Source organism: Streptomyces sp. NPDC059009 (assembly GCF_042740175.1).
Taxonomy (GTDB): domain Bacteria; phylum Actinomycetota; class Actinomycetes; order Streptomycetales; family Streptomycetaceae; genus Streptomyces.
In genome coordinates this window covers 63510-83617 of sequence record NZ_JBHYJB010000004.1, presented here as the reverse complement: position 1 = coordinate 83617, position 20108 = coordinate 63510, and the positions used below count along the sequence as shown (strand labels likewise).

Sequence of the window (20108 nt, the reverse complement as noted above, 5' to 3'; positions counted from 1 at the left end):
CATGCGGCCATTCGTCCCAAGGGCCGTCCGGCGTCCGTTCTCGCCCCTTCTCGCCCTCTGTCGCACGGGAGTTGACCGGTGTAGCTTCCGCGCATGCCGATACGTGCGCGACGCACGCGCTTCATCTGGAGATCCCTGGTGACGGCGGCACTCGCCGCCCTGATGGCGACGCTCATATCCCCGGGCGCCGCACTCGGCGCCCCGCGCCCCCCGCGCGAGAGCGAGCCCGTCTACTCGTACGAGAAGGCGATACGCGAGTCCGTCTGGGTCGACACCCGGCTCGACGGGGACGGCGACGGGCGGACCGACCGCGTCGCCGTCGACATCGTCCGGCCCCGCGAACCCGCCCAGCAGGGGCGGAAGATACCCGTGATCATGGACGCCAGCCCGTACTACTCCTGCTGCGGGCGCGGCAACGAGAGCCAGAAGAAGACCTACGACGCGGACGGCCATGTCGTCCAGATGCCGCTGTTCTACGACAACTACTTCGTGCCCCGCGGCTACGCGTTCGTCGGCGTCGACCTGGCCGGAACCAACCGCTCCGACGGCTGTGTCGACGTCGGCGGCCGCTCCGACGTCCAGTCCGCCAAGGCCGTCGTGGACTGGCTCAACGGGCGGGCCGAGGGCTACACCAGCCGCACCGGCACGGCGCGCGCCACGGCGACGGGCTGGACCGACGGCAGCACCGGAATGATCGGCAAGAGCTACGACGGCACCGTCGCCAACGGCGTGGCCGCGACCGGCGTCGAGGGACTGAAGACCATCGTCCCGATCGGCGCCATCTCCTCCTGGTACGACTACTACTTCGCCCAGGGCGCCCCGCTCTACGACGGCGGCCCCGACGGCCTGTCCAACGCCGTGGAGAGCCCCGAGGCCCGCGCCCGCTGCGGCGCCGTGCAGAAGAGACTCGTCGAGGGAGCGCCCCGCAGCGGCGACTGGACCCCGCTGTGGACCGAGCGCGACCACGTGCCGGACGCCGGCAAGGTGCGCGCAAGCGTCTTCGCCGTGCACGGCATGCAGGACCTGAACGTCCGCACCAAGCACTTCGGCCAGTGGTGGGACGCCCTCGCCGAGAACGGCGTCCAGCGCAAGCTCTGGCTCTCCCAGACCGGTCACGTCGACCCCTTCGACTTCCGCCGCACCGCCTGGGTGGACACCCTGCACCGCTGGTTCGACCACGAACTCCTCGGCTACGACAACGGCATCGACCGCGAGCCCATGGCCGACATCGAGCGCGCCCCCGACCGGTGGTCCACCGACCGCGTCTGGCCGCCGCGCGCCACCGAGAGCGTCGAGCTGCGCCCCGGCAAGGGCACGGCACCCGGCGTCGGCACGCTCGGCACCGAGCGCGGCAAGGGCACCGAGCGCTTCACCGACGACCCGCAGCGCAGCGAGACCGACTGGGCCGCGGCCATCGACAGGTCGACGCCCGACAAGGCCGGGTTCACCACCCGCCCCCTCGCCCGCGACCTGCGCCTGTCCGGCTCCTCGAAGGTGACCGTCACGGCCACCCCGACCACCCGCACCGCCCACCTCTCGGCGGTCCTGGTCGACCTCGGTCCCGACACCATCCGGGACTACGCCGATGACCACGAGGGCATCACCACCCTCGCGGACCGCACCTGCTGGGGCGCCTCCACCAGCGGCGACAGTTCCTGCTTCAAGCGCACCGAGGCCAAGAAGGCAGCCGTCGACTACACCGTCTTCAGCCGCGGCTGGGCCGACCTCGGCACCTACGCCGACCCCCGCAAGGGCCGCCTCCTCACCCCCGGCAAGCCCTATACGATCACCCTCGACCTGGCCGCCAGTGACCACGTCGTCCCCAAGGGCCACCGGCTCGCCCTGATCGTCGCGGGCACCGACCAGAACCTCATCGAACCCCCGGCCGACACCCCGACCCTCGCCCTCGACCTGTCCCGCACCTCCGCGCAGGTCCCGCTCGTGGGCGGCGCCGACGCGTTCCGCACCACCAAGAGCACCGCCAAGAGCACCCCGCAGAGCACCACCCCCCGCGAGTCCCGTCTCGACGGCGTGGCCCCGCCGCGTCCGTTCCGCCATGTCCCGGGAGGCAGCACCGCATGAGACCCCTGAGAGCCAAGAGACCGCTGCGCACCCTGCGTTCCCCGCGCGCCCGCGCCCGCACCCGCGCCCTCACCCTGGGCTGCGTCGCCGTCGCCCTCGCCGCGCCCCTCCTGACGGTGCCCGCCCAGGCGGCGGCGACCCCGCCCCGTACCGGATTCGAGGAGTCCCACGGCGCCCGCTGGACCAGCCAACCCGAGGAACAGCGGCTGCTCGCCACCGTCGACAAGGCGAGCGACCGCGTCTCCGTCGCCCGCATCGGCACCACGAAGCAGGACCGCCCCGTCCAGCTGGTCCGCATCGGTGAACGGCCCACCGCCAACACGGTGTTGCTGATCTGCAGCCAGCACGGCGACGAGCCGTCCGGCCGGGAGGCGTGCCTGACGACGGTGCGCGACCTCGCGTACGCGACGGACAAGAAGACGCGGCGCTTCCTCAGCCGCACCACCCTCCTCGTCGTCCCCACCGCCAACCCGGACGGCCGCGCCGCCGACACCCGCGGGAACTCCGACGGCGTCGACATCAACCGCGACCACATCGCCCTCAAGACCGCCGAGGCCCGCGCCGTCGCCGCCGTGATCCGCGACCGGCGGCCCGACGTCATCTACGACCTGCACGAGTACGGCGCCACGCCCCAGTACTACGACAAGGACCTGTTCGACCTCTGGCCCCGCAACCTCAACACCGACGCGGCCGTCCACCGCGAGGCGCAGACCCTCTCCCAGGGGTACGTCCGCCCCGCCGCCGGCGACTCCGGGTACACCACCGGCACGTACGGCATCTGGACCGACCCCGTCACCGGCGACCCGATCAAGCAGACCGCGGGCGACGGCCAGGAGCGCATCCTGCGCAACGTCTCCGGCATCAAGCACGCCGCCGGGCTGCTCATCGAGAGCCGCGTCGACCCGAAGACCGAAGCCGAGAAGAACGACCCGGCCCTCAACAACCGGCGCCGCGTCGACTCCCAACTCGCCGCGCTGGGCGGCCTGGTCGGCTACGCCGACGCCCGCCGCGACCGCCTGGAGCGGGCCACGACGGCGGCCCGGCTCGCCGGGTTCCGCGACCGCGGGCCCGTCTACCTCGGCGGCGCCGACAACGACCCCGCCGAGCCCGCCGAGATCCTCCAGGACCCGCCCTGCGGCTACCGGCTCGACGCCGCCCAGTACGCCGACGTCAAGGACGAACTCGCCCTGCACGGCGTGACGGTGCGGCACCGCGGAAAGGGCGCCTACGTACCGCTGCGGCAGTCCGCGCGGGCCCTCGTCCCGCTGCTGCTCGACGAGCGCGCGCCCTATCACCTCGTCAGCGGGCGCCCCGACACCGGCTGTTGAGGGGGTGAGAGGAGCGTCACATGTGGTAGGGGGTAACGGAGAACAAAGAGTCGATGGATTCACCGCCGATTCAACTCCGTGAAAGGTGCACTTTGTGACGCAAGAACCACAGAAGTCGGTCACCGGAGGAGGTCCGCCCGAAGGCGCGGACCTCTCCGGCGAGGGGCGACCACAGACCGACCGGATCGTGTTCGGCGTGACCGCCGTGCTCACCCTCGCCTTCGTGGTCTGGGGCGCCGCCGCCACGGACTCGCTGGAGAGCGTCTCCACCAAGATGCTCAACGGCCTGATCCACAACGGCGGTTGGGCCTTCATGCTGGCCGCCACCGGCTTCGTCGTCTTCGCGCTCTGGCTCGCCATGAGCCGCTACGGCAAGATCACCCTCGGCAAGGAGGGGGAGGAGCCGGAGTTCCGCACCGTCTCCTGGGTCGCGATGATGTTCAGCGCCGGCATGGGCATCGGCCTGATGTTCTACGGCGTGAGCGAGCCGCTCGCCCACTTCTCCTCGCCGCCGCCGGGCACCGACCCGTCGGACTCGGCGGCGAAGATGGAAACGGCCATGGCCACCACCCTCTTCCACTGGACGCTCCACCCCTGGGCGATCTACGCGGTCGTGGGCCTCGCCATCGCCTACAGCACGTTCCGGCGCGGCCGCCGCCAGACCATCAGCGCCGTCTTCGAGCCGCTCATCGGCGAGAAGCACGCCCACGGCGCCTGGGGCAGGGTCATCGACATCATCGCGATCTTCGCGACGCTCTTCGGCTCCGCCGCCTCGCTCGGCCTCGGTGCCCTGCAGATCGGCAGCGGCTTCGAGGTGCTCAACTGGGCCGACGACGTCCCCACCAGCCTGCTCGTCGCCATCATCGCCGTCCTCACCGTGGCGTTCGTGGCCTCCGCCATCTCCGGTGTGGAGAAGGGCGTGCAGTGGCTCTCCAACATCAACATGGTGCTCGCGCTGCTGCTCGTGGTCTTCGTCTTCATCGCGGGACCGACCGTCATCGTCCTCGACCTGTTCCCCACGTCGATCGGCGCCTACCTGGGCGATCTGCCGCAGCTCATCGGCCGCACCGAGGCGTCCAGCGGCAAGGGCGTCTCGGACTGGCTGGGCAGCTGGACGGTCTTCTACTGGGCCTGGTGGATCTCCTGGACGCCCTTCGTCGGCATGTTCATCGCCCGCATCAGCCGGGGGCGCACCATCCGGCAGTTCGTGGGCGGCGTCATCCTGGTGCCGAGCACGGTGAGCCTCATCTGGTTCGCGGTCTTCGGCGGCACGGCGATGAAGGTCAAGGAGCACGGCGGTCTCGCCAACGACTCCACCCCCGAGGCCCAGCTCTTCGGGCTCCTGCACGAGTACCCGATCGCGACGGCGACCAGCCTGCTCGTGATGATCCTCGTCGGCATCTTCTTCGTCTCGGGCGCCGACGCGGCCTCCATCGTGATGGGCACTCTGTCCCAGAAGGGCGCCCTCGAACCCGGCAAGCTCGTGGTCGTCTTCTGGGGCGTCGTGACCGGCGCCGTCGGCGCGATCATGCTGCTCATCGGCGACGGTGAGGACAACGCCCTGAAGGGCCTGCAGAACCTCACGATCCTCGTCGCCGCGCCCTTCACACTCGTGATGATCGGCATGTGCGTGGCGCTGATGCGGGACCTGCGCAGCGACCCGCTCATCGTGCGCGGCGAGCACGGCACCGACGCCGTGGAGAAGGCCGTGATCGCCGGACACGAGCAGTACGACGGCGAGTTCGAGATCCAGATCGGCCCCGTCACGGACGACACGGAGGACGAAGGGGAGACGGTGAAGTCCACCGGTCCACGGGCCTGACCGCCCGGGCCTTCAGGAGGCGGCGCCGGCCAGCCGCGCCGCCTCCTGGGCACATCCCCACGCGACGGTCACACCGCCGCCGCCATGCCCGTAGTTGTGCACCAACACGCCGTCCCCGCCCGTCTGTTCACGCTCCAGCCGGACGGCGGGCCGCGCAGGCCGCAGCCCCACCCGGTGCTCCAGGATCCGCGCCCCCGCGATCTCCGGGCGCACCGCCGCGCACCGCTTCACGATCGCGTCGGCCACCGCCGGGTCCGGCTCCGTCGACCAGTCGCCGTCCTCCGCGGTCCCGCCGAGCAGCAGCCGCTCCCCGTGCGGGAAGAAGTAGGTCGTGGCGTCCGAGGTGGCATCGGCGGCCGTGAACCACGTCGTGAGCCCCGGGTTCGCCACGACGACCAACTGCCCGCGCACCGGGTGCACTTGCTCGTCCGGTACGAGGGTCCGGGCGCCCAGCCCCGAACAGTTGACGACCACGGGCGCCGCCGCGAGGGCCTCGTCGAGGCGGGCGATCCCGCGCTCCTCGACCACCCCGCCCGCCGCCGCCAACCGCCGCCGCAGCCAGCCGAGATGGACCGGCATGTCGAGCAGCGGCAGCCGCGCCCACAGCCCCGGTCCTGCGCACTCCTCCGGCGTCGCCGTGCGCAGCCCGGGCACCCGCGCCGCCCACGGGCCGAGCCCGTCCAGCCGGGTGCCGGCGTGTACGCCCTCGACCATGCGTACGCCGCTCGCGGCGTCCCGGGACGCCAACTCGGCGTACACGGACAGGGATTGAAGTGACCATTCTCCGGCCCGCGCCTCCGGCTCGATGCGGTACGGCCACCACAGCGCGCCCGCAACGGCCGAGGTCGTGCGCTCGGCGGGCGCCCGCGTCCACACGCGCACGCGGCGCCCCGCCTCGGCGAGGACGACCGCCGTCGTCAGGCCGATGACACCGCTGCCCACCACGATCACTTCGGTCGCGTCCATGCCCGGAACGTAGCCGAATCCTGAATGCCGTGCTCACATCACGTCAGAGGTGGGGATACTCACAGCATGTCTGCCGAGTACGCGACCTTCGGCCTGGCACCGGCGATGCGCGCCGGTGGAGTCCTCGCCAACGGTGAGTACCAAGTGCACCGGGACTTCGTCGACTTCATCGTCAACGGCCGCCCGCTGCTGTTCCAGCTCTCCGACCTCGACGCGGTCTCCCCGCTCGCCTCCGACATCCCGCCCGCCATCTTCACCGCCCATGTGCGCAGACTCCTGCTGGAGGCCGAGGCCCCGCTCGCCGACGGCCGGTACGTCATATACGGCTGCCCCGAGTGCGAGGGCCTGGACTGCGGTGCCGTCACGGCGGTCATCGAGCGGGCCGCCGACGGCAGCGACGACTTCGTGTGGCGCGACTTCGCCTGGCAGACCGGCGAGCGCGCCGATCTGGAGCTCAACGGCTACCACGGCATAGGGCCGTTCCGCTTCCGGGGCGAGGCGTACCGTTCCGCCCTCGGCCAGCTCCTGACCGAGGAGGAGCCCACCGCCCGCCGCCGCGTCCTGCTCATCGGCGCCCGCGTCGCCGTCCTCGCCAAGCTCGCGGCCGCCCTGCGCACCATCGGCATCGGCGCCGAGATCACCCATGACGCGGCCGGGGTGCCGCCGGAGGAGCTGCGCACATACGGGGCGGTGGCCTTCGGGCGGGCGGTGCCGGACGCCGAGCGCGCGGGGGTGCGCGCCGCCTTCGAGGCGGCGGGTGTCTCCGTCGCGTACGTCGACGGGCACGCGCCGGTCATCCCGCTCCTGGTCGCCCAGATCGAATACGCCCTGGACCGCCGCCCGTTGGAGCAGCGCCGCCTCACCCGCCTGACCGCGACCCCCCGCGCCGCCCACGTCGAGATCACCTCCACCTGCCGGGTCACCCTCACCGCGTACCGCCTCGACCGCCTCTACCGCACCCACGTCCACGAGATCTTCGACGGCGTCCTGGAGCCGGGGGAGCACCGCATCGTGTTCGACCCGAAGGCGGTGAAGGGGCGGTCGTTCGTGGTGGCGCGGACGACGGGGAGCGTGCTGGTGGCCCCGTAAGCCTTCGGGGGCGCCCGGTCGGGCCGGTGGCGGCGGCTCGCATAGGATCGCCCCCTGTGACCGCCACCCTCGTCGCCAAGAACCTCGCCGCAGGCCACGGCCCCCGCACCCTCTTCTCCGGGCTCGAACTCGTCGTCGCGCCCGGCGACGTCATCGGCCTCGTGGGCGCCAACGGAGCGGGCAAGTCGACCCTGCTGCGCCTGCTCGCCGGGCTCGACCGGCCCGAGAGCGGCGAGCTGCGGCTGTCGCCGCCCGGCGCCGCCGTGGGGCATCTGCCGCAGGAGCCGGAGCGCAGGGAGGGCGAGACCGTACGGGAGTTCCTGGCGCGCCGCACCGGCGTCGCCGCGGCCCAGCACGCCATGGACGAGGCCACCCAGGGCCTCGTCGACGGGGCGCCCGGCGCCGACGACGCGTACGCCGAGAGCCTGGAGCGCTGGCTCGGCCTCGGCGGCGCCGACCTGGACGAGCGGGCCGAGGAGACGGCCGGTTCGCTGGGCCTCGGCGTCGGCCTGGACCAGCCCATGACGGCGCTCTCCGGCGGCCAGGCCGCCCGTGCCTCGCTCGCCTCGCTGCTCCTGTCCCGCTACGACGTCTTCCTCCTGGACGAGCCGACCAACGACCTCGACCTGGCGGGCCTGGAGCGCCTGGAGGACTTCGTGCGCGGGCTGCGCGCGGGCACCGTCGTCGTCAGCCACGACCGCGAGTTCCTCACCCGCACCGCCACCAAGATCCTCGAACTCGACCTCGCCCAGCAGCAGATCAACCTCTACGGCGGCGGCTACGCGGCCTACCTGGAGGAGCGCGAGGTCGCCCGGCGGCACGCCCGCGACGACTACGAGGAGTACGCCGACAAGAAGGCCGCTCTCGAAGGGCGCGCCCAGATGCAGCGGGCCTGGATGGACAAGGGCGTCAAGAACGCCCGCCGCAAGGCCGGCTCCGGAGGGGACAACGACAAGGTCGGCCGGAACTTCCGCAGCGACTCCAGCGAGAAGCAGGCCGCGAAGGCCCGCCAGACCCAGCGCATGATCGAGCGGCTCGACGTGGTCGAGGAGCCCCGCAAGGAGTGGGAGCTGCGCATGGAGATCGCGGCGGCGCCCCGCTCCGGCGCCGTCGTGGCCGCCCTGCGCGACGCCGAGGTCCGGCGCGGCGCCTTCACCCTGGGCCCGGTCACCCTCCAGCTCGACTGGGCCGACCGCGTCGCCATCACCGGGGCGAACGGCGCCGGGAAGTCGACCCTGCTCGGCGCCCTCCTGGAACGCGTCCCGCTGGACGCCGGGCACGCGACGCTCGGCTCGGGCGTCGTCGTCGGCGAGGTCGACCAGGCGCGCGCCCTCTTCCACGGCGAGGAGACGCTGCTCGACGCCTTCTGCGCGGCGGTGCCGGACACCGAGCCCGCCGAGGTGCGCACGCTGCTCGCCAAGTTCGGCCTGAAGGCGGACCACGTGCTGCGCTCCGCCGTGACCCTGTCGCCCGGCGAGCGCACCCGGGCGGCCCTCGCCCTGCTCCAGGGCCGGGGCGTCAACCTCCTCGTCCTGGACGAGCCCACGAACCACCTCGACCTGCCCGCGATCGAACAGCTGGAGTCCGCCCTGGACGCGTACACGGGCACGCTGCTCCTGGTCACGCACGACCGGCGGATGCTGGACGCGGTGAGTGTGACGCGCCGCTGGGAGGTCACGGCGGGGAAGGTGACGGAGCGCTGAGCTCCCGGTCCGGGCGCTGAGCTCTCGGCCCGGGCACTGAGCTCCCGGTCCGGGGCGCGCTGATATCGGGGCAAACCCGACGTACCGTGGGCGAATGCAGCGTGCGCGCGACCGACTTCAAGCCGTCCTGGAAGCCCTGCCCCGGGCCGCCATCATTCAGGGCGGCGACGACGTCGTGGTCAACGTCAACCGTCGCTTCGTCGAGATGTTCGGCCTCGAAGGGCGCGTCGACCACGCCCCCGGCGCCCCGCTCGGCCCGGTCGTCGACGCCGTGGTCGAGACCTTCGCCGAACGCCCCGACTGGATCACCGACAGCACCCACGCCATCGCCGCCCGCCTGATCCACCGCGCCGCCGAGATCCCGCTGACCGACGGCCGTGTCATCCGGCGCGACGTCGAGCCGCTGTATCGGCCGGACGGCTCGCCCTTCGGCTCGCTGTGGACCGCCGAGGACATCACCGAGGAGCGGCGCCGCGAACACGCGCTGCGCCGCGACAACACCGTCCTGGAGGAGCTGGCACGCCAGCGCAACGAGTTCCTCGCCTCCGCGTCCCACAGCCTGCGCACGCCGCTCACCTCCATCCTCAGCTTCTGCGACCTCCTCGCCGACCCGGTCTCCGGACCCCTCACCACCGACCAGCGCGACTTCCTCGCCGCGATCCGCCGCAACGCCGAACGCATGGAGCGGGTCATGACCACCCTCATGAACGCCACCCGCATGCGGATCTCCGAACTCCCCCTGGAATTCGGCACGGTGGACATCCCCCGCATGCTCACCCACGCCGTCCTCGACCAGGAGTCCACCACCGCCGCCGCCGATGTCTTCGTCGTGCTGCGCTGCGCCGAGGGCCCGCCCCTGTACGGCGACGAGCACCGACTGCAGCACGCCTTCGCCAACCTCCTCGACAACGCCGCCAAGTACACCCCGCCCGGCGGCCGCGTCGAGATCGACGCCGCCGTGGCCGGCCAGCATTGGCGCATCGACGTCGCGGACACCGGCATCGGCGTCCCCGAGACCTTCCGCGAGGAGATCTTCTCCGGCTTCGTGCGGGCCCCCAACGCCGAGCGTGGCGGCTACCCCGGCACCGGCCTCGGCCTGATGCTCAGCCGCGAGATCGTGCGCCGCCACGGCGGGGACCTCACCGTCGCCGACGCGTCCGGCGGCGGCACGGTCTTCACCCTGACCCTGCCGATCGCGGGCCCCTCCTCCGCAGAACCAGTCGCAGAGCCCGTCGCAGAGCCCGTCGCAGAGGCATCCGCGGAGCCGCCCGCCGAGGGGCACCGATGACCCGGATCCTGCTCGTCGAGGACGACCCCGACGTGGCCCTCGCCCTGCGCGTCCTCCTCACCCGCGCCGGTTACGAGGTGACGCACGCGGCGGACGGCCGCGAGGGACTGCGCCGCCTCTTCGCCGACGCCCCCGACCTCCTCGTCCTCGACATCGGCCTGCCCGAGCTCGACGGCTGGCAGGTCCTGGAGCGCACCCGCGACATGACCGACCTGCCGGTCCTCCTGCTCACCGCGCGCGGCGCCGAGAGCGACCGGGTGCGCGGGCTGCGCGCGGGCGCCGACGACTACCTCCCCAAGCCCTTCGGCAACGACGAGCTCCTCGCCCGCATCGAGGCCCTGCTGCGCCGCGCCGCACCGGCCCGCTGGGCGGGCGCCGCCCTGGACGAGTCGCTGCGCCTGGTGCCCGAGCGGCGCTCCGCGATCTGGCGCGGCGAAGAGGTGCGGCTCAGCGACATCGAGTACCGGCTGCTCCAGGTCCTCGTCCGCAACCGGGGCCGCGTCGTCACCACCGACCAGCTCCTGGACCAGGTGTGGGACGACCCGCAGGGCATCGGCAAGGAGCGGGTGAAGTTCGCCGTCCTGCGGGTCCGCCGCAAGCTCCAGCAGGCCACCGGCAGCCTCGCCTCCGACCCGATCGAGGCGGTCCGCGGCCTCGGCTACCGCTACCGCGGGGACCAGGACGCCTGATACCGCGGGGACCAAGGCGCCTGATGCCGAGGGGACCAAGGCCCCTGACACAGGGCCCACCCCGCCCGGGATCGCCCGGGACGAAAGCCCCGCCCCCGCAGGGCCGAAGGTCCCGATCCCGTACGGGACGGACGACCGCAACCGTCGGGCAACCGAAGGACCTCCGACCCGGCAACGCACCCCCGGCACGCTCCTGGACATACCCGCCCAAGGCCCCCAGGAGTAGTGAGTGTCCGTCCTGCCTCCCCGCAGCATCGCCGTCGTCCTCGGCACCCGCCCCGAGCTCATCAAGCTCACCGAGCTGATCCGCCTCCTCGGCCCCGCCGCCCACGTCGTGCACACCGGACAGCACTACGACGACGACCTCTCCGGCCGCTTCATCGCCGAGATGGGCCTGCCCGAGCCCACCTACCTCACCGGCGTCGGCGGCGAGCCCCGCGCCGTGCAGCTGGCCCGCTCCCTGGAGCAGCTCGACTCGCTCTTCACCGATGTGCCGCCGAGCGCCGTCGTCGTCCAGGGCGACACCAACGCGGCCCTCGCCGGAGCCCTCGCGGCCAACGCCCACGGCATCCCGCTCGTGCACGTCGAGGCGGGCCTGCGCAGCCACGACCGCGCCATGCCCGAGGAGCACAACCGCGTCCTCATCGACCGGCTCGCCGACGTCCTGTGCGCGGCCACCCCCGAGAACCGCGCCAACCTCCTCACCGAGGGCGTCCCGCTCTCCCGCGTCGAGCTGACCGGCAACACCGTCGTCGAGGCCGTGCACCGCCAACTCCCGGAGCCCGCCGAGCGGTTCGCGCACCTGGACCGGCTCGGCCTGGTCGAGGACGGCTACGTCCTGGCCACCGTGCACCGCCCCGAGAACACCGACGACCCGGCCGCCCTGCACGCCATCCTCACCGAACTCGCCGCCCTGGCCCGGACGTTGCCGGTCGTGCTGCCCCTGCACCCGCGCACCCGCGCCCGCATCGAGCACGCCGGCATGGCGGGCCTGCTCGCCCCCCTCACGATCACGCGCCCCCTCGGCCACCGCGACTTCCTCGCCCTCGCCCGGCACGCGGCGCTGCTCGTGTCGGACTCCGGCGGCGTCCAGGAAGAGGTCACGGTGCTCGGCCGTCCCCTGGTCGTCGTGCGCAACTCCACCGAACGCCCCGAAGCCATGGCCGAGTTCGCGACCCTCGTCTCCCCGGGCCCGCAGCTCGGCGAGGCCGTCCGCCACCGCCTGCGCCAGGGCCCCGCCGAGCGCGCCCGCCTGGAGTCCCTGCCCAGCCCCTTCGGTGACGGCCTCGCCTCGGCGCGCATCGCGGCGCTGCTCACGCACATGGTCGCCGAGCGGGCGGCGGAGCCGGCTCACGCAGAGGCGGCCTGACGGCTCTCGCCCGGTTTGCGCCGTGCGGCCCGAGCGCCTTCCCGGCCGAGCGCCTTTCCGGCCGAGCGCCTTTCCGGCCGAGCGCCTTTCGGGCCGAGTGCCGATGAGTCCGAGTGCTGATGCGTCCGACTGCCGTGGCACGGCTCGCCCCGGGCGGCTCAGGCGTCCCTTCCCGTCGCACGCCGAAGGGTCCCAGGGCCCGTGCCCGTCCCGCCGAAGCGCCTGATCGCCCCTCCCTGTCCCGCACTGAGGCGGCCCCGCCGTCCCCGCCGTCCGGCCCAGGCGCATACCGAACCCTCCCGCCCGACCGCTCTCTCCCGTCCCCGAGGCCCCCATGCTCGACAGCCCGCTGATCCTCCTCTTCCCCTTCGCCCTCCTCGCCTGCTTCTTCCTCTACTGGGCGGGCGCCCGCCACGCCTACGTGCGCCGCACGGCCGTCGAAGCCGGTGAACCCGCCGCCTTCGACTGGCACTTCTTCGTGCCCTGCCGTGACGAGGAGGCCGTCGTGTGGGCCACCGTCGGGCAGCTGCGCGAGCGCTTCCCGGCCGCCCATGTCTGGGTGATCGACGACGACAGCGACGACCGCACCGGCGAGATCGTCGCGGAGCTCGCCGAGGACGACCGCCGCATCCACCTGGTCCGCCGGGTGCGCCCGGACGCGCGCGTCGGCAAGGGCGCGGCCCTGAACGCCGCCTACGAGCAGCTCAACGAGTTCCTGCCCGGGGACGCCGACCGGGAGCGCGTCGTGGTCTGCGTCGTCGACGCGGACGGACGGCTCGACCCGCGCGCCCTCGAACTCGTCTCGGGGCAGGCCGCGTTCGGGGACCCGGAGATCGGCGGCGTGCAGATCGGCGTCCGCATGCGCAACGTCGACGACCCGCGTCCGCTGCCCGACCACGGCCGGGTCCGCAACGCCTTCGCCCGGCTTCTGGTGCGCGTCCAGGACATGGAGTTCGCCGTCTCGAACGCGGGCATGCAGCTGCTGCGCGGACGCACCGGCTCGGTCGGCCTCGGCGGCAACGGCCAGTTCACCCGGCTCTCCGCACTCGACCGGATCGCCGACGCCGAGCGCCGCCCCTGGCAGCGCGGCGCCCTCCTGGAGGACTACGAACTCGGCCTGCACATGATCCTCGCGGGCTACCGCGTCACCCACGTCGCCGACACCTGGGTCTCCCAGGAGGGCCTGCCGCACGCCCGCCGCCTCCTCACCCAGCGCACCCGCTGGGCCCAGGGCAACCTGCAGTGCGTGCGCTACGCCCCGCGCATCATCTCCTCGCGCCACTACAGCGGGCGCGGCGTCCTGGAGACCCTCTACACCTTCGGTCAGCCCCTCGCGCACCTGCTCACGCTCGCCCTGTGCGTGGCCATGCTGCTGCTCGGCGGCCTCGGCACGCTCGGCGCCTGGCCGCTCGCGCTGATCCTCGCGGCGCTGTGCATCGGCCCGTTCGTGGCCTGGGGCCCGCTCTACCGCCGCGACCACGCCCCGGACGCCTCCCGGCTGACCGGCCTGCTGTGGGGCTTCGCCCTGTGGCTGTACGCGTACCACCTGTTCGCGGTGGCGCCCCGCGCCTTCGTCCGCATCCTGCGCGGGCGCACGGGCTGGGCGAAGACGCGGCGCAACGCGGAGGCGGTCACGGAGGGGCCGACCGCCCTGGAGGCATGACGGCCGAAGGGGGTACGCCGGTCACGTACCCCCCTCAACAGCCTTCAGCCTTCAGCCCTCAGCCACCAACTACGGTGCGGTCACCGCTTCTTGGGGTCCACGAGGCCCGCCTTGCGCAACGCGTCTGCCATCGCGCTGTTCGCCGGGGCGGGGGCCCCGGAGCGTCCACCGCGACGGTCGCCGCCGCGCCGCTCACCGGAACCACCACCGCTGCCACGCCCCTTGCCCTGACCGCCACCGCCACCGGCGGAACCGCCGCCCCGCTGCTGCGGCGGCCGGCCACCCTGGCCACCACCACGCTCCCGCTTGGCGCCGCCGCCCGAGGTGCTCGCGTCGTCGTCCAGGCGCAGCGTCAGCGAGATCCGCTTGCGCGGGATGTCCACGTCCTGGACCTTCACCTTGACGATGTCGCCCGGCTTCACCACGTCCCGCGGGTCCTTGACGAAGGTCTTGGACATCGCGGAGACGTGCACGAGGCCGTCCTGGTGCACGCCGACGTCCACGAACGCCCCGAAGGCCGCGACGTTCGTCACGACGCCCTCCAGGACCATCCCCGGTGCCAGGTCGCCGATCTTCTCGACGCCCTCCTTGAAGGTGGCCGTCTTGAACGCCGGACGCGGGTCGCGCCCCGGCTTCTCCAGCTCCTTGAGGATGTCCGTCACGGTCGGCAGACCGAAGACGTCGTCCACGAACTCGGCGGGCTTCAGGGAGCGCAGCGTCGCCGTGTCCCCGATGAGCGAGCCGACCTGGCCGCCCGCCGTCGTCGCCATGCGGCGCACCACGGGGTACGCCTCCGGGTGCACGCTGGAGGCGTCCAGCGGGTCGTCGCCGCCGCGGATCCGCAGGAAGCCCGCGCACTGCTCGTACGCCTTCGGGCCGAGCCGCGCCACGTCCTTGAGGCCCTTGCGGTTGGTGAACGGGCCGTTCGCGTCCCGGTGCGCGACGATGTTCTCCGCGAGCCCGGAGCCGATGCCGGAGACGCGCGCGAGCAGCGGCGCGGAGGCCGTGTTCACGTCCACCCCGACGCCGTTCACACAGTCCTCGACCACCGCGTCCAGCGAGCGGGAGAGCTTCACCTCGCTGAGGTCGTGCTGGTACTGGCCGACGCCGATGGACTTCGGGTCGATCTTCACGAGCTCGGCCAGCGGGTCCTGGAGACGGCGCGCGATGGAGACGGCGCCGCGGATGGACACGTCCAGGTCCGGCAGCTCCTGGGAGGCGAAGGCCGAGGCCGAGTACACCGAGGCGCCCGCCTCGGAGACCATCACCTTGGTGAGCTTCAACTCCGGGTGCTTGCTGATGAGTTCACCGGCGAGCTTGTCCGTCTCGCGCGACGCCGTGCCGTTCCCGATCGCGATCAGGTCGACCTGGTGCTGCTCGGCGAGCCGGGCCAGGGTGGCGAGGGCGGCGTCCCACTTGTTGGCCGGGACGTGCGGGTGGATCGTGTCCGTCGCCACGACCTTGCCGGTCGCGTCCACGACGGCGACCTTCACGCCCGTACGGAAACCGGGGTCGAGCCCGAGGGTCGCGCGGGTGCCCGCGGGGGCGGCGAGCAGCAGGTCGCGCAGGTTCGACGCGAAGACGCGCACCGCCTCGTCCTCCGCGGCCGTCCGCAGCCGGAGCCGCAGGTCGATGCCCAGGTGCACGAGGATGCGCGTGCGCCAGGCCCAACGGACCGTCTCCTGAAGCCACTTGTCGGCGGGGCGCCCCTGGTCGGAGACTCCGAAGCGGTGGGCGACGGTGCCTTCGTACGAGGACGGAACCCCAGGGGTGGGGTCGGTGTCCTCGGGCTCCATGACGAGGTCGAGGACGTCCTCCTTCTCGCCGCGCAGCATCGCCAGGATGCGGTGCGAGGGAAGCTCGGTGAAGGGCTCGGCGAAGTCGAAGTAGTCGGCGAACTTGGCGCCCGCCTCCTCCTTGCCCTCGCGGACCTTCGCGGCGAGCCGCCCGCGCCCCCACATGCGCTCGCGCAGCTCACCGATCAGGTCGGCGTCCTCGGAGAACCGCTCCGCGAGGATCGCGCGGGCGCCGTCCAGGGCGGCCTGCGGGTCGGCGACGCCCTTGTCGGCGTCCACGAACGCGGCGGCCGCCGCGAGCGGCTCCACCGACGGGTCGCCCAGCAGCCCGTCGGCCAGCGGCTCGAGCCCGGCCTCGCGGGCGATCTGCGCCTTGGTGCGCCGCTTCGGCTTGAACGGCAGGTAGATGTCCTCGAGCCGCGCCTTCGTCTCGGCCGCGCGGATCTGCGCCTCCAGCTCTTCGGTGAGCTTGCCCTGCTCCCTCACGGAGTCCAGGACGGACGTGCGGCGCTCCTCCAGCTCGCGCAGGTAGCGCAGCCGCTCCTCGAGCGTGCGCAGCTGCGCGTCGTCGAGCATCTCGGTCGCTTCCTTGCGGTAGCGCGCGATGAAGGGCACCGTCGAGCCGCCGTCGAGCAGGTCGACCGCGGCCTTCACCTGCCGCTCGCGTACGCCGAGTTCCTCGGCGATCCTGCCTTCGATGGACGCAGGACTTGACGTTGTCGTCGACACGTTCCGGTACCGCCTTCTCACAGAGGTTGCCGGGCAATTGTGGCAGGTGGCACCGACAGCGGGGGATCAGACCCGGCGAGCCCGCCCCGCGCGCCCACCGGAGCGGGAGGCTCCGCCGAAGATCCGGGCCAGGGCCCGGAAGGGCAGCGTCACGACGGTGGCGAGTGCGCCGCCGATCTGCCGCAGTACGTCCGCGATGGCACGGAACACGGGATTCTCCCTCCGTCTCCCGGCCGGTCGGGCCCGGCCGGGAGACGGACGGGTACCGCGTGGTGGCCACCCCATGCAGGAGCCCTGCCCACCACGGGCGTCACACGCAGTTGCTCTACTTGGAGGCGCTCTTCTTGCCCAGCAGATCCGCAGGGAAGGCACCCGCCTGAAGGGCCGCCCCCACGAAAGCCGTCCCGAGCTCGGTGAGGCGCTCGACGCCCGCCGCGCCCAAGTGCTCGTACGGGGCCAGGTCCAGACGGTCCGTGGCCAGCTCGATGCGCTGGCGCAGCGCGACACCCGCCTCGGTCAACTCGCCCTCTTCGTCCAGCACTCCACGCGCGCGGAGCCGCTCCTCGGCGGCGTCCCAGTCCTCCTGGGCCCAGCCCCGCGTGCCGAACACCCACTTCGGAGTCATGCCCTTGCCGGTCGCGGTGTGCGTCACCAGCGCCTCGATGCCGTCGAGCCCCGCGTCCATGAGGGCGACCAGGTGCCCGTCGCCCCGGTGCTCGCGCAGCAGGGTCGCGGCGTGCCAGTAGGCGAGGTGCGGCTCTTCCGGTACGGGCAGGTCGGCGTGGGCCGCGTACAGGGGGCGCCCGGACCGCGAGCATGCCTCGGTCGCCCGCAGCGCGAGGTGGGCGGCCTCCGCCATCTCCGGCGAGGCGACGACCTCGTCACCGAGGATCCGGCGCAGCGTCCGGTCGACACCCCGCAGCCGGGCGGCGAGCACGTCCTGCGGCGCCGCGACCTGCCACACCGCGGGTACGTGGCGGGCGATGAGCTCGTACTTGTAGTTGAAGAACGTGGCGGCCACGGTGCCCGGACCGACGGCACCTAGAGCGGCGGCACGGATGGCGAAGTTGACGGCCCGGGGGTCGCTCACCCCGAGGGCCCCCAGCTCCTCGCCCACCTCGGGGCAGAAGTAGTGGGTGGCGTGCAGGGAGTTGAGCACGTTGTGACAGCGCCGCCCCGCGCGCGGGGGCAGTGCTTCGGCCTGGGGCGAGGACGTGGAGGTGGTCATGGCTGCACGTTACCGACTAGTCGGTATGAGGAGAAGGGGCGGTGGGAGGCGGGCCGGAACAGGCCCGATGTCACAGTTCCTCGGTGCACAGATAGGCACTCTCAAAGCGCGTGCCCCGCCAGTCCTCCGCGCAGTCCCCCCGAGGATTGCGGGCCATGACCTCGCGTAGTAATTGCCGTCGCCTCTTACGGAGGCGGAGGCGGAGGCGGAGGCGGCGGGGGCGCCTCCCGTGCGCACCGGCTGCGGAACCGGGCGTCCTCCGCGAGCTCCGGCCGTACGAGTTTCACGGCCACCGTCCGGCCGCCGGGGGAGCGGCCGAGGAACACCTGGCCCATCCCGCCGGCGCCGAGGCGGGAGAGCGGCCGGTAGGGCCCGACCACGCATGGATCGGCAGGCAACAGCACTCTCATCAGGTCGTGTCCCCCGTTGCTGGGGTGCGTCACTGATGCCTCCGATGCTCGCAGCAACTGGGTTCCCAGGGGAGTGAGTTGGGGGTGGTCGCCCTCGCGCCCGGCGGTCGCGATGGCAGGAAAGGAGGGGTACTCGTCATTGCAGACATGCCCGACCCGGCGAAGAATCGCAGGCATGGAGCGAAGCAGCGAGGACCGGCGGCGGGACCGGGCGGGGGCGCGTCGGCGCGGAGCAGGACGCGGCCGCACCGTCCTGGTCCTCCTCTTCGACGACGTGCAGAGCCTCGACGTGACCGGCCCGGTCGAGGTGTTCGCCGGTGCCGCCGCCCACTTCGACGACCCGGACGCCACGTACCGCATCCGTACCGCCTCCCTCGACGGCGCACCCCTGCGCACCTCCAGCGGGCTCACCCTCGTCCCGGACCACGCGCTCGCCGACGCCCCCGTGCCGCACACCCTCCTGGTGCCCGGCGGCCCGGGGAGCCGGGAGCCCGATCCGCACCTGATCGAGTGGCTGCGCGTCAACGCCCCGCACGTGCAGCGCATCGTCTCGGTGTGCACCGGCGCGATCCTGCTCGCCGAGGCGGGGCTCCTGGACGGGCGGCGGGTGACGACCCACTGGGCGCACTGCGAGACCCTCGCCCGCCGGCACCCGGCCGTCACCGTCGAACCGGACCCCATCTACGTACGCGACGGGAAGGTCGCCACCTCCGCGGGCGTCACCGCGGGCATCGACCTCGCCCTGGCCCTCGTCGAGGAGGACCACGGCAGGGACGTGGCCCTCAGCGTCGCCCGGTACCTCGTCGTGTTCCTCCGACGCCCGGGAAACCAGGCGCAGTTCAGCGCCCAGCTGTCCGCGCAGACCGCCCGGCGCGAACCCCTGCGCGAGGTCCAGCAGTGGATCACCGAGCACCCCGGCGACGACCTCTCCGTGGAGACCCTCGCCGCCCGCGCCCGGCTCTCGCCCCGCCACTTCGCCCGCGCCTTCCAGGCCGAGACCGGCATGACGCCCGGCAAATACGTCGAGCGCGTCCGCGTCGAGCACGCCCGGCGCCTCCTGGAGGACAGCCACGACGGCGTCGAGGAGATCTCCCGCGCCTGCGGCTACGGCACCCCCGAGGCGATGCGCCGGGCCTTCCTCAAGACCCTGGGCGCCGCCCCGGCGGAGTACCGCCGCCGCTTCCAGCCCAGCGCCACGTCCGGCCCCACCAGCGCCTGAAGCCAGCCGGCCGGCCGGTCGTCCATCCAGCCATCCATCCAGCCAGCCATCCATCCATGGAGAGGAACCCGCCCCATGCAGATCGCCATCGTCCTGTTCCCGCACTTCACGGCCCTGGACGCCGTCGGCCCGTACGAGACCCTCGGCCGCCTCCCCGGCGCCGACCTCGTCTTCGTCGCGGAACAGAAGGGCCCCGTGCGCGCGGACACCGACACCCTCGCCCTCGTCGCCGACAAGACCCTCGACGAGGTGCCGAACCCCGACATCGTGATCGTCCCCGGCGGCCCGGGGCAGACGCCCCAGATGAAGAACGAGGTGCTCCTGGGCTGGCTGCGCACCGCCGACGCCACCAGCACCTGGACGACCTCGGTGTGCACCGGCTCGCTGCTCCTCGCCGCCGCCGGACTCCTCAAGGGCCGTCGCGCCACCTCCCATTGGCTGGCCCTCGACGTGCTGGAGGAGTTCGGGGCGCAGTCGACGGGGGAGCGGGTCGTGTTCGACGGCAAGTACGTGACGGCGGCGGGAGTCTCCTCCGGCATCGACATGGGCCTGACCCTGCTCGGCAGGATCGCGGGCGACGAGACCGCGCAGACCGTCCAGCTCCTCACCGAGTACGACCCGCAGCCGCCCTACGACGCCGGCTCTCCCGAGAAGGCGCCCGCGCACCTCGTCGAGAAGTTCCGCGAGCAGAGCCGCTTCGGCGAGGACGAGGGCCAGGAGTAGGCCA

15 protein-coding genes are annotated in these 20108 nt (G+C 72.8%); 11 read left to right on the top strand and 4 right to left on the bottom strand.

Features of this window, described 5'->3' with window-relative positions:
- Positions 1 to 93 precede the first annotated feature (93 nt).
- From ACFWYM_RS05560 to ACFWYM_RS05550, 3 genes are all read left to right on the top strand, one after another.
- Entirely contained in the window at positions 94 to 2082 is a 1989-nt protein-coding gene (locus tag ACFWYM_RS05560; RefSeq protein ID WP_384830367.1) for a Xaa-Pro dipeptidyl-peptidase, read from the top strand.
- Complete coding sequence (locus ACFWYM_RS05555; protein WP_384830365.1) at positions 2079 to 3410, top strand: M14 family metallocarboxypeptidase; 1332 nt, start codon at positions 2079 to 2081, stop codon at positions 3408 to 3410. Before ACFWYM_RS05560 ends, ACFWYM_RS05555 begins: the two co-directional genes overlap by 4 nt.
- A 94-nt stretch (positions 3411 to 3504) precedes the next feature.
- Complete coding sequence (locus ACFWYM_RS05550; protein ID WP_384830362.1) at positions 3505 to 5232, top strand: BCCT family transporter; 1728 nt, start codon at positions 3505 to 3507, stop codon at positions 5230 to 5232.
- A gap of 12 nt (positions 5233 to 5244) precedes the next feature.
- Here ACFWYM_RS05550 and ACFWYM_RS05545 read toward each other — a convergent pair whose 3' ends face one another.
- Positions 5245 to 6198 carry an NAD(P)/FAD-dependent oxidoreductase gene (locus ACFWYM_RS05545; RefSeq protein WP_384830359.1) on the bottom strand — a complete coding sequence of 318 codons (954 nt, stop codon included), beginning with the start codon at positions 6196 to 6198 and terminating at the stop codon, positions 5245 to 5247.
- Between the two features lie 66 nt (positions 6199 to 6264).
- Between ACFWYM_RS05545 and ACFWYM_RS05540 the strand changes: the two genes are divergently transcribed.
- The 6 genes from ACFWYM_RS05540 (at position 6265) to ACFWYM_RS05515 (ending at position 13999) form a co-directional block, all read left to right on the top strand.
- Positions 6265 to 7287: an oxidoreductase gene (locus tag ACFWYM_RS05540; RefSeq protein ID WP_384830356.1), complete on the top strand. Its 1023-nt coding sequence runs from the start codon at positions 6265 to 6267 to the stop codon at positions 7285 to 7287.
- Between the two features lie 56 nt (positions 7288 to 7343).
- Complete coding sequence (locus ACFWYM_RS05535) at positions 7344 to 8990, top strand: ABC-F family ATP-binding cassette domain-containing protein (RefSeq protein WP_384830353.1); 1647 nt, start codon at positions 7344 to 7346, stop codon at positions 8988 to 8990.
- 94 nt (positions 8991 to 9084) lie between these two features.
- The gene (locus ACFWYM_RS05530; protein ID WP_384830350.1) at positions 9085 to 10278 is read left to right on the top strand and encodes an ATP-binding protein; all 1194 of its coding nucleotides are present in this window, start codon (positions 9085 to 9087) and stop codon (positions 10276 to 10278) included.
- Positions 10275 to 10967: a response regulator transcription factor gene (locus ACFWYM_RS05525; protein ID WP_384830347.1), complete on the top strand. Its 693-nt coding sequence runs from the start codon at positions 10275 to 10277 to the stop codon at positions 10965 to 10967. Before ACFWYM_RS05530 ends, ACFWYM_RS05525 begins: the two co-directional genes overlap by 4 nt.
- A 229-nt stretch (positions 10968 to 11196) precedes the next feature.
- Positions 11197 to 12336, top strand: a complete 1140-nt coding sequence (gene wecB / locus ACFWYM_RS05520; RefSeq protein ID WP_384830344.1) for a non-hydrolyzing UDP-N-acetylglucosamine 2-epimerase — start codon at positions 11197 to 11199, stop codon at positions 12334 to 12336.
- 334 nt (positions 12337 to 12670) lie between these two features.
- Positions 12671 to 13999 (top strand): glycosyltransferase family 2 protein, encoded by a 1329-nt coding sequence (locus tag ACFWYM_RS05515; protein ID WP_384830341.1) that lies wholly within the window; start codon positions 12671 to 12673, stop codon positions 13997 to 13999.
- Positions 14000 to 14079: 80 nt separating this feature from the next.
- Here ACFWYM_RS05515 and ACFWYM_RS05510 read toward each other — a convergent pair whose 3' ends face one another.
- The 3 genes from ACFWYM_RS05510 to ACFWYM_RS05500 all read right to left on the bottom strand — a co-directional run bounded on the left by ACFWYM_RS05510 (position 14080) and on the right by ACFWYM_RS05500 (position 17752).
- On the bottom strand, positions 14080 to 16524 hold the full coding sequence (locus ACFWYM_RS05510) for a Tex family protein (RefSeq protein WP_384830337.1): 2445 nt from the start codon (positions 16522 to 16524) through the stop codon (positions 14080 to 14082).
- Positions 16525 to 16590: 66 nt separating this feature from the next.
- Complete coding sequence (locus ACFWYM_RS05505; RefSeq protein WP_384830334.1) at positions 16591 to 16734, bottom strand: LPFR motif small protein; 144 nt, start codon at positions 16732 to 16734, stop codon at positions 16591 to 16593.
- Between the two features lie 115 nt (positions 16735 to 16849).
- Positions 16850 to 17752, bottom strand: coding sequence for a hypothetical protein (locus tag ACFWYM_RS05500; protein ID WP_384830332.1), 903 nt, complete (start codon positions 17750 to 17752; stop codon positions 16850 to 16852).
- Between the two features lie 585 nt (positions 17753 to 18337).
- On the opposite strand from ACFWYM_RS05500, the gene ACFWYM_RS05495 reads away from it, so the two are divergent.
- Together ACFWYM_RS05495 and ACFWYM_RS05490 are read left to right on the top strand one after the other, a co-directional pair.
- A complete protein-coding gene (locus ACFWYM_RS05495) occupies positions 18338 to 19381 on the top strand; it encodes a GlxA family transcriptional regulator (RefSeq protein WP_384830329.1) in 1044 nt (347 codons plus the stop codon).
- A 75-nt stretch (positions 19382 to 19456) separates the two neighbouring features.
- The gene (locus ACFWYM_RS05490; RefSeq protein ID WP_384830326.1) at positions 19457 to 20104 is read left to right on the top strand and encodes a DJ-1/PfpI family protein; all 648 of its coding nucleotides are present in this window, start codon (positions 19457 to 19459) and stop codon (positions 20102 to 20104) included.
- The last annotated feature ends 4 nt before the right edge of the window (positions 20105 to 20108 follow it).

Bases quoted from the DNA above. Each gene is read 5' to 3' on its own strand.
- ACFWYM_RS05560 (WP_384830367.1), top strand. From the start codon at position 94: ATGCCGATACGTGCGCGACGCACGCGCTTCATCTGGAGATCCCTGGTG.
- ACFWYM_RS05555 (WP_384830365.1), top strand. From the start codon at position 2,079: ATGAGACCCCTGAGAGCCAAGAGACCGCTGCGCACCCTGCGTTCCCCG.
- ACFWYM_RS05545 (WP_384830359.1), bottom strand. From the start codon at position 6,198: ATGGACGCGACCGAAGTGATCGTGGTGGGCAGCGGTGTCATCGGCCTG.
- ACFWYM_RS05540 (WP_384830356.1), top strand. From the start codon at position 6,265: ATGTCTGCCGAGTACGCGACCTTCGGCCTGGCACCGGCGATGCGCGCC.
- ACFWYM_RS05530 (WP_384830350.1), top strand. From the start codon at position 9,085: ATGCAGCGTGCGCGCGACCGACTTCAAGCCGTCCTGGAAGCCCTGCCC.
- ACFWYM_RS05525 (WP_384830347.1), top strand. From the start codon at position 10,275: ATGACCCGGATCCTGCTCGTCGAGGACGACCCCGACGTGGCCCTCGCC.
- ACFWYM_RS05515 (WP_384830341.1), top strand. From the start codon at position 12,671: ATGCTCGACAGCCCGCTGATCCTCCTCTTCCCCTTCGCCCTCCTCGCC.
- ACFWYM_RS05500 (WP_384830332.1), bottom strand. From the start codon at position 17,752: ATGACCACCTCCACGTCCTCGCCCCAGGCCGAAGCACTGCCCCCGCGC.
- ACFWYM_RS05495 (WP_384830329.1), top strand. From the start codon at position 18,338: ATGGAGCGAAGCAGCGAGGACCGGCGGCGGGACCGGGCGGGGGCGCGT.
- ACFWYM_RS05490 (WP_384830326.1), top strand. From the start codon at position 19,457: ATGCAGATCGCCATCGTCCTGTTCCCGCACTTCACGGCCCTGGACGCC.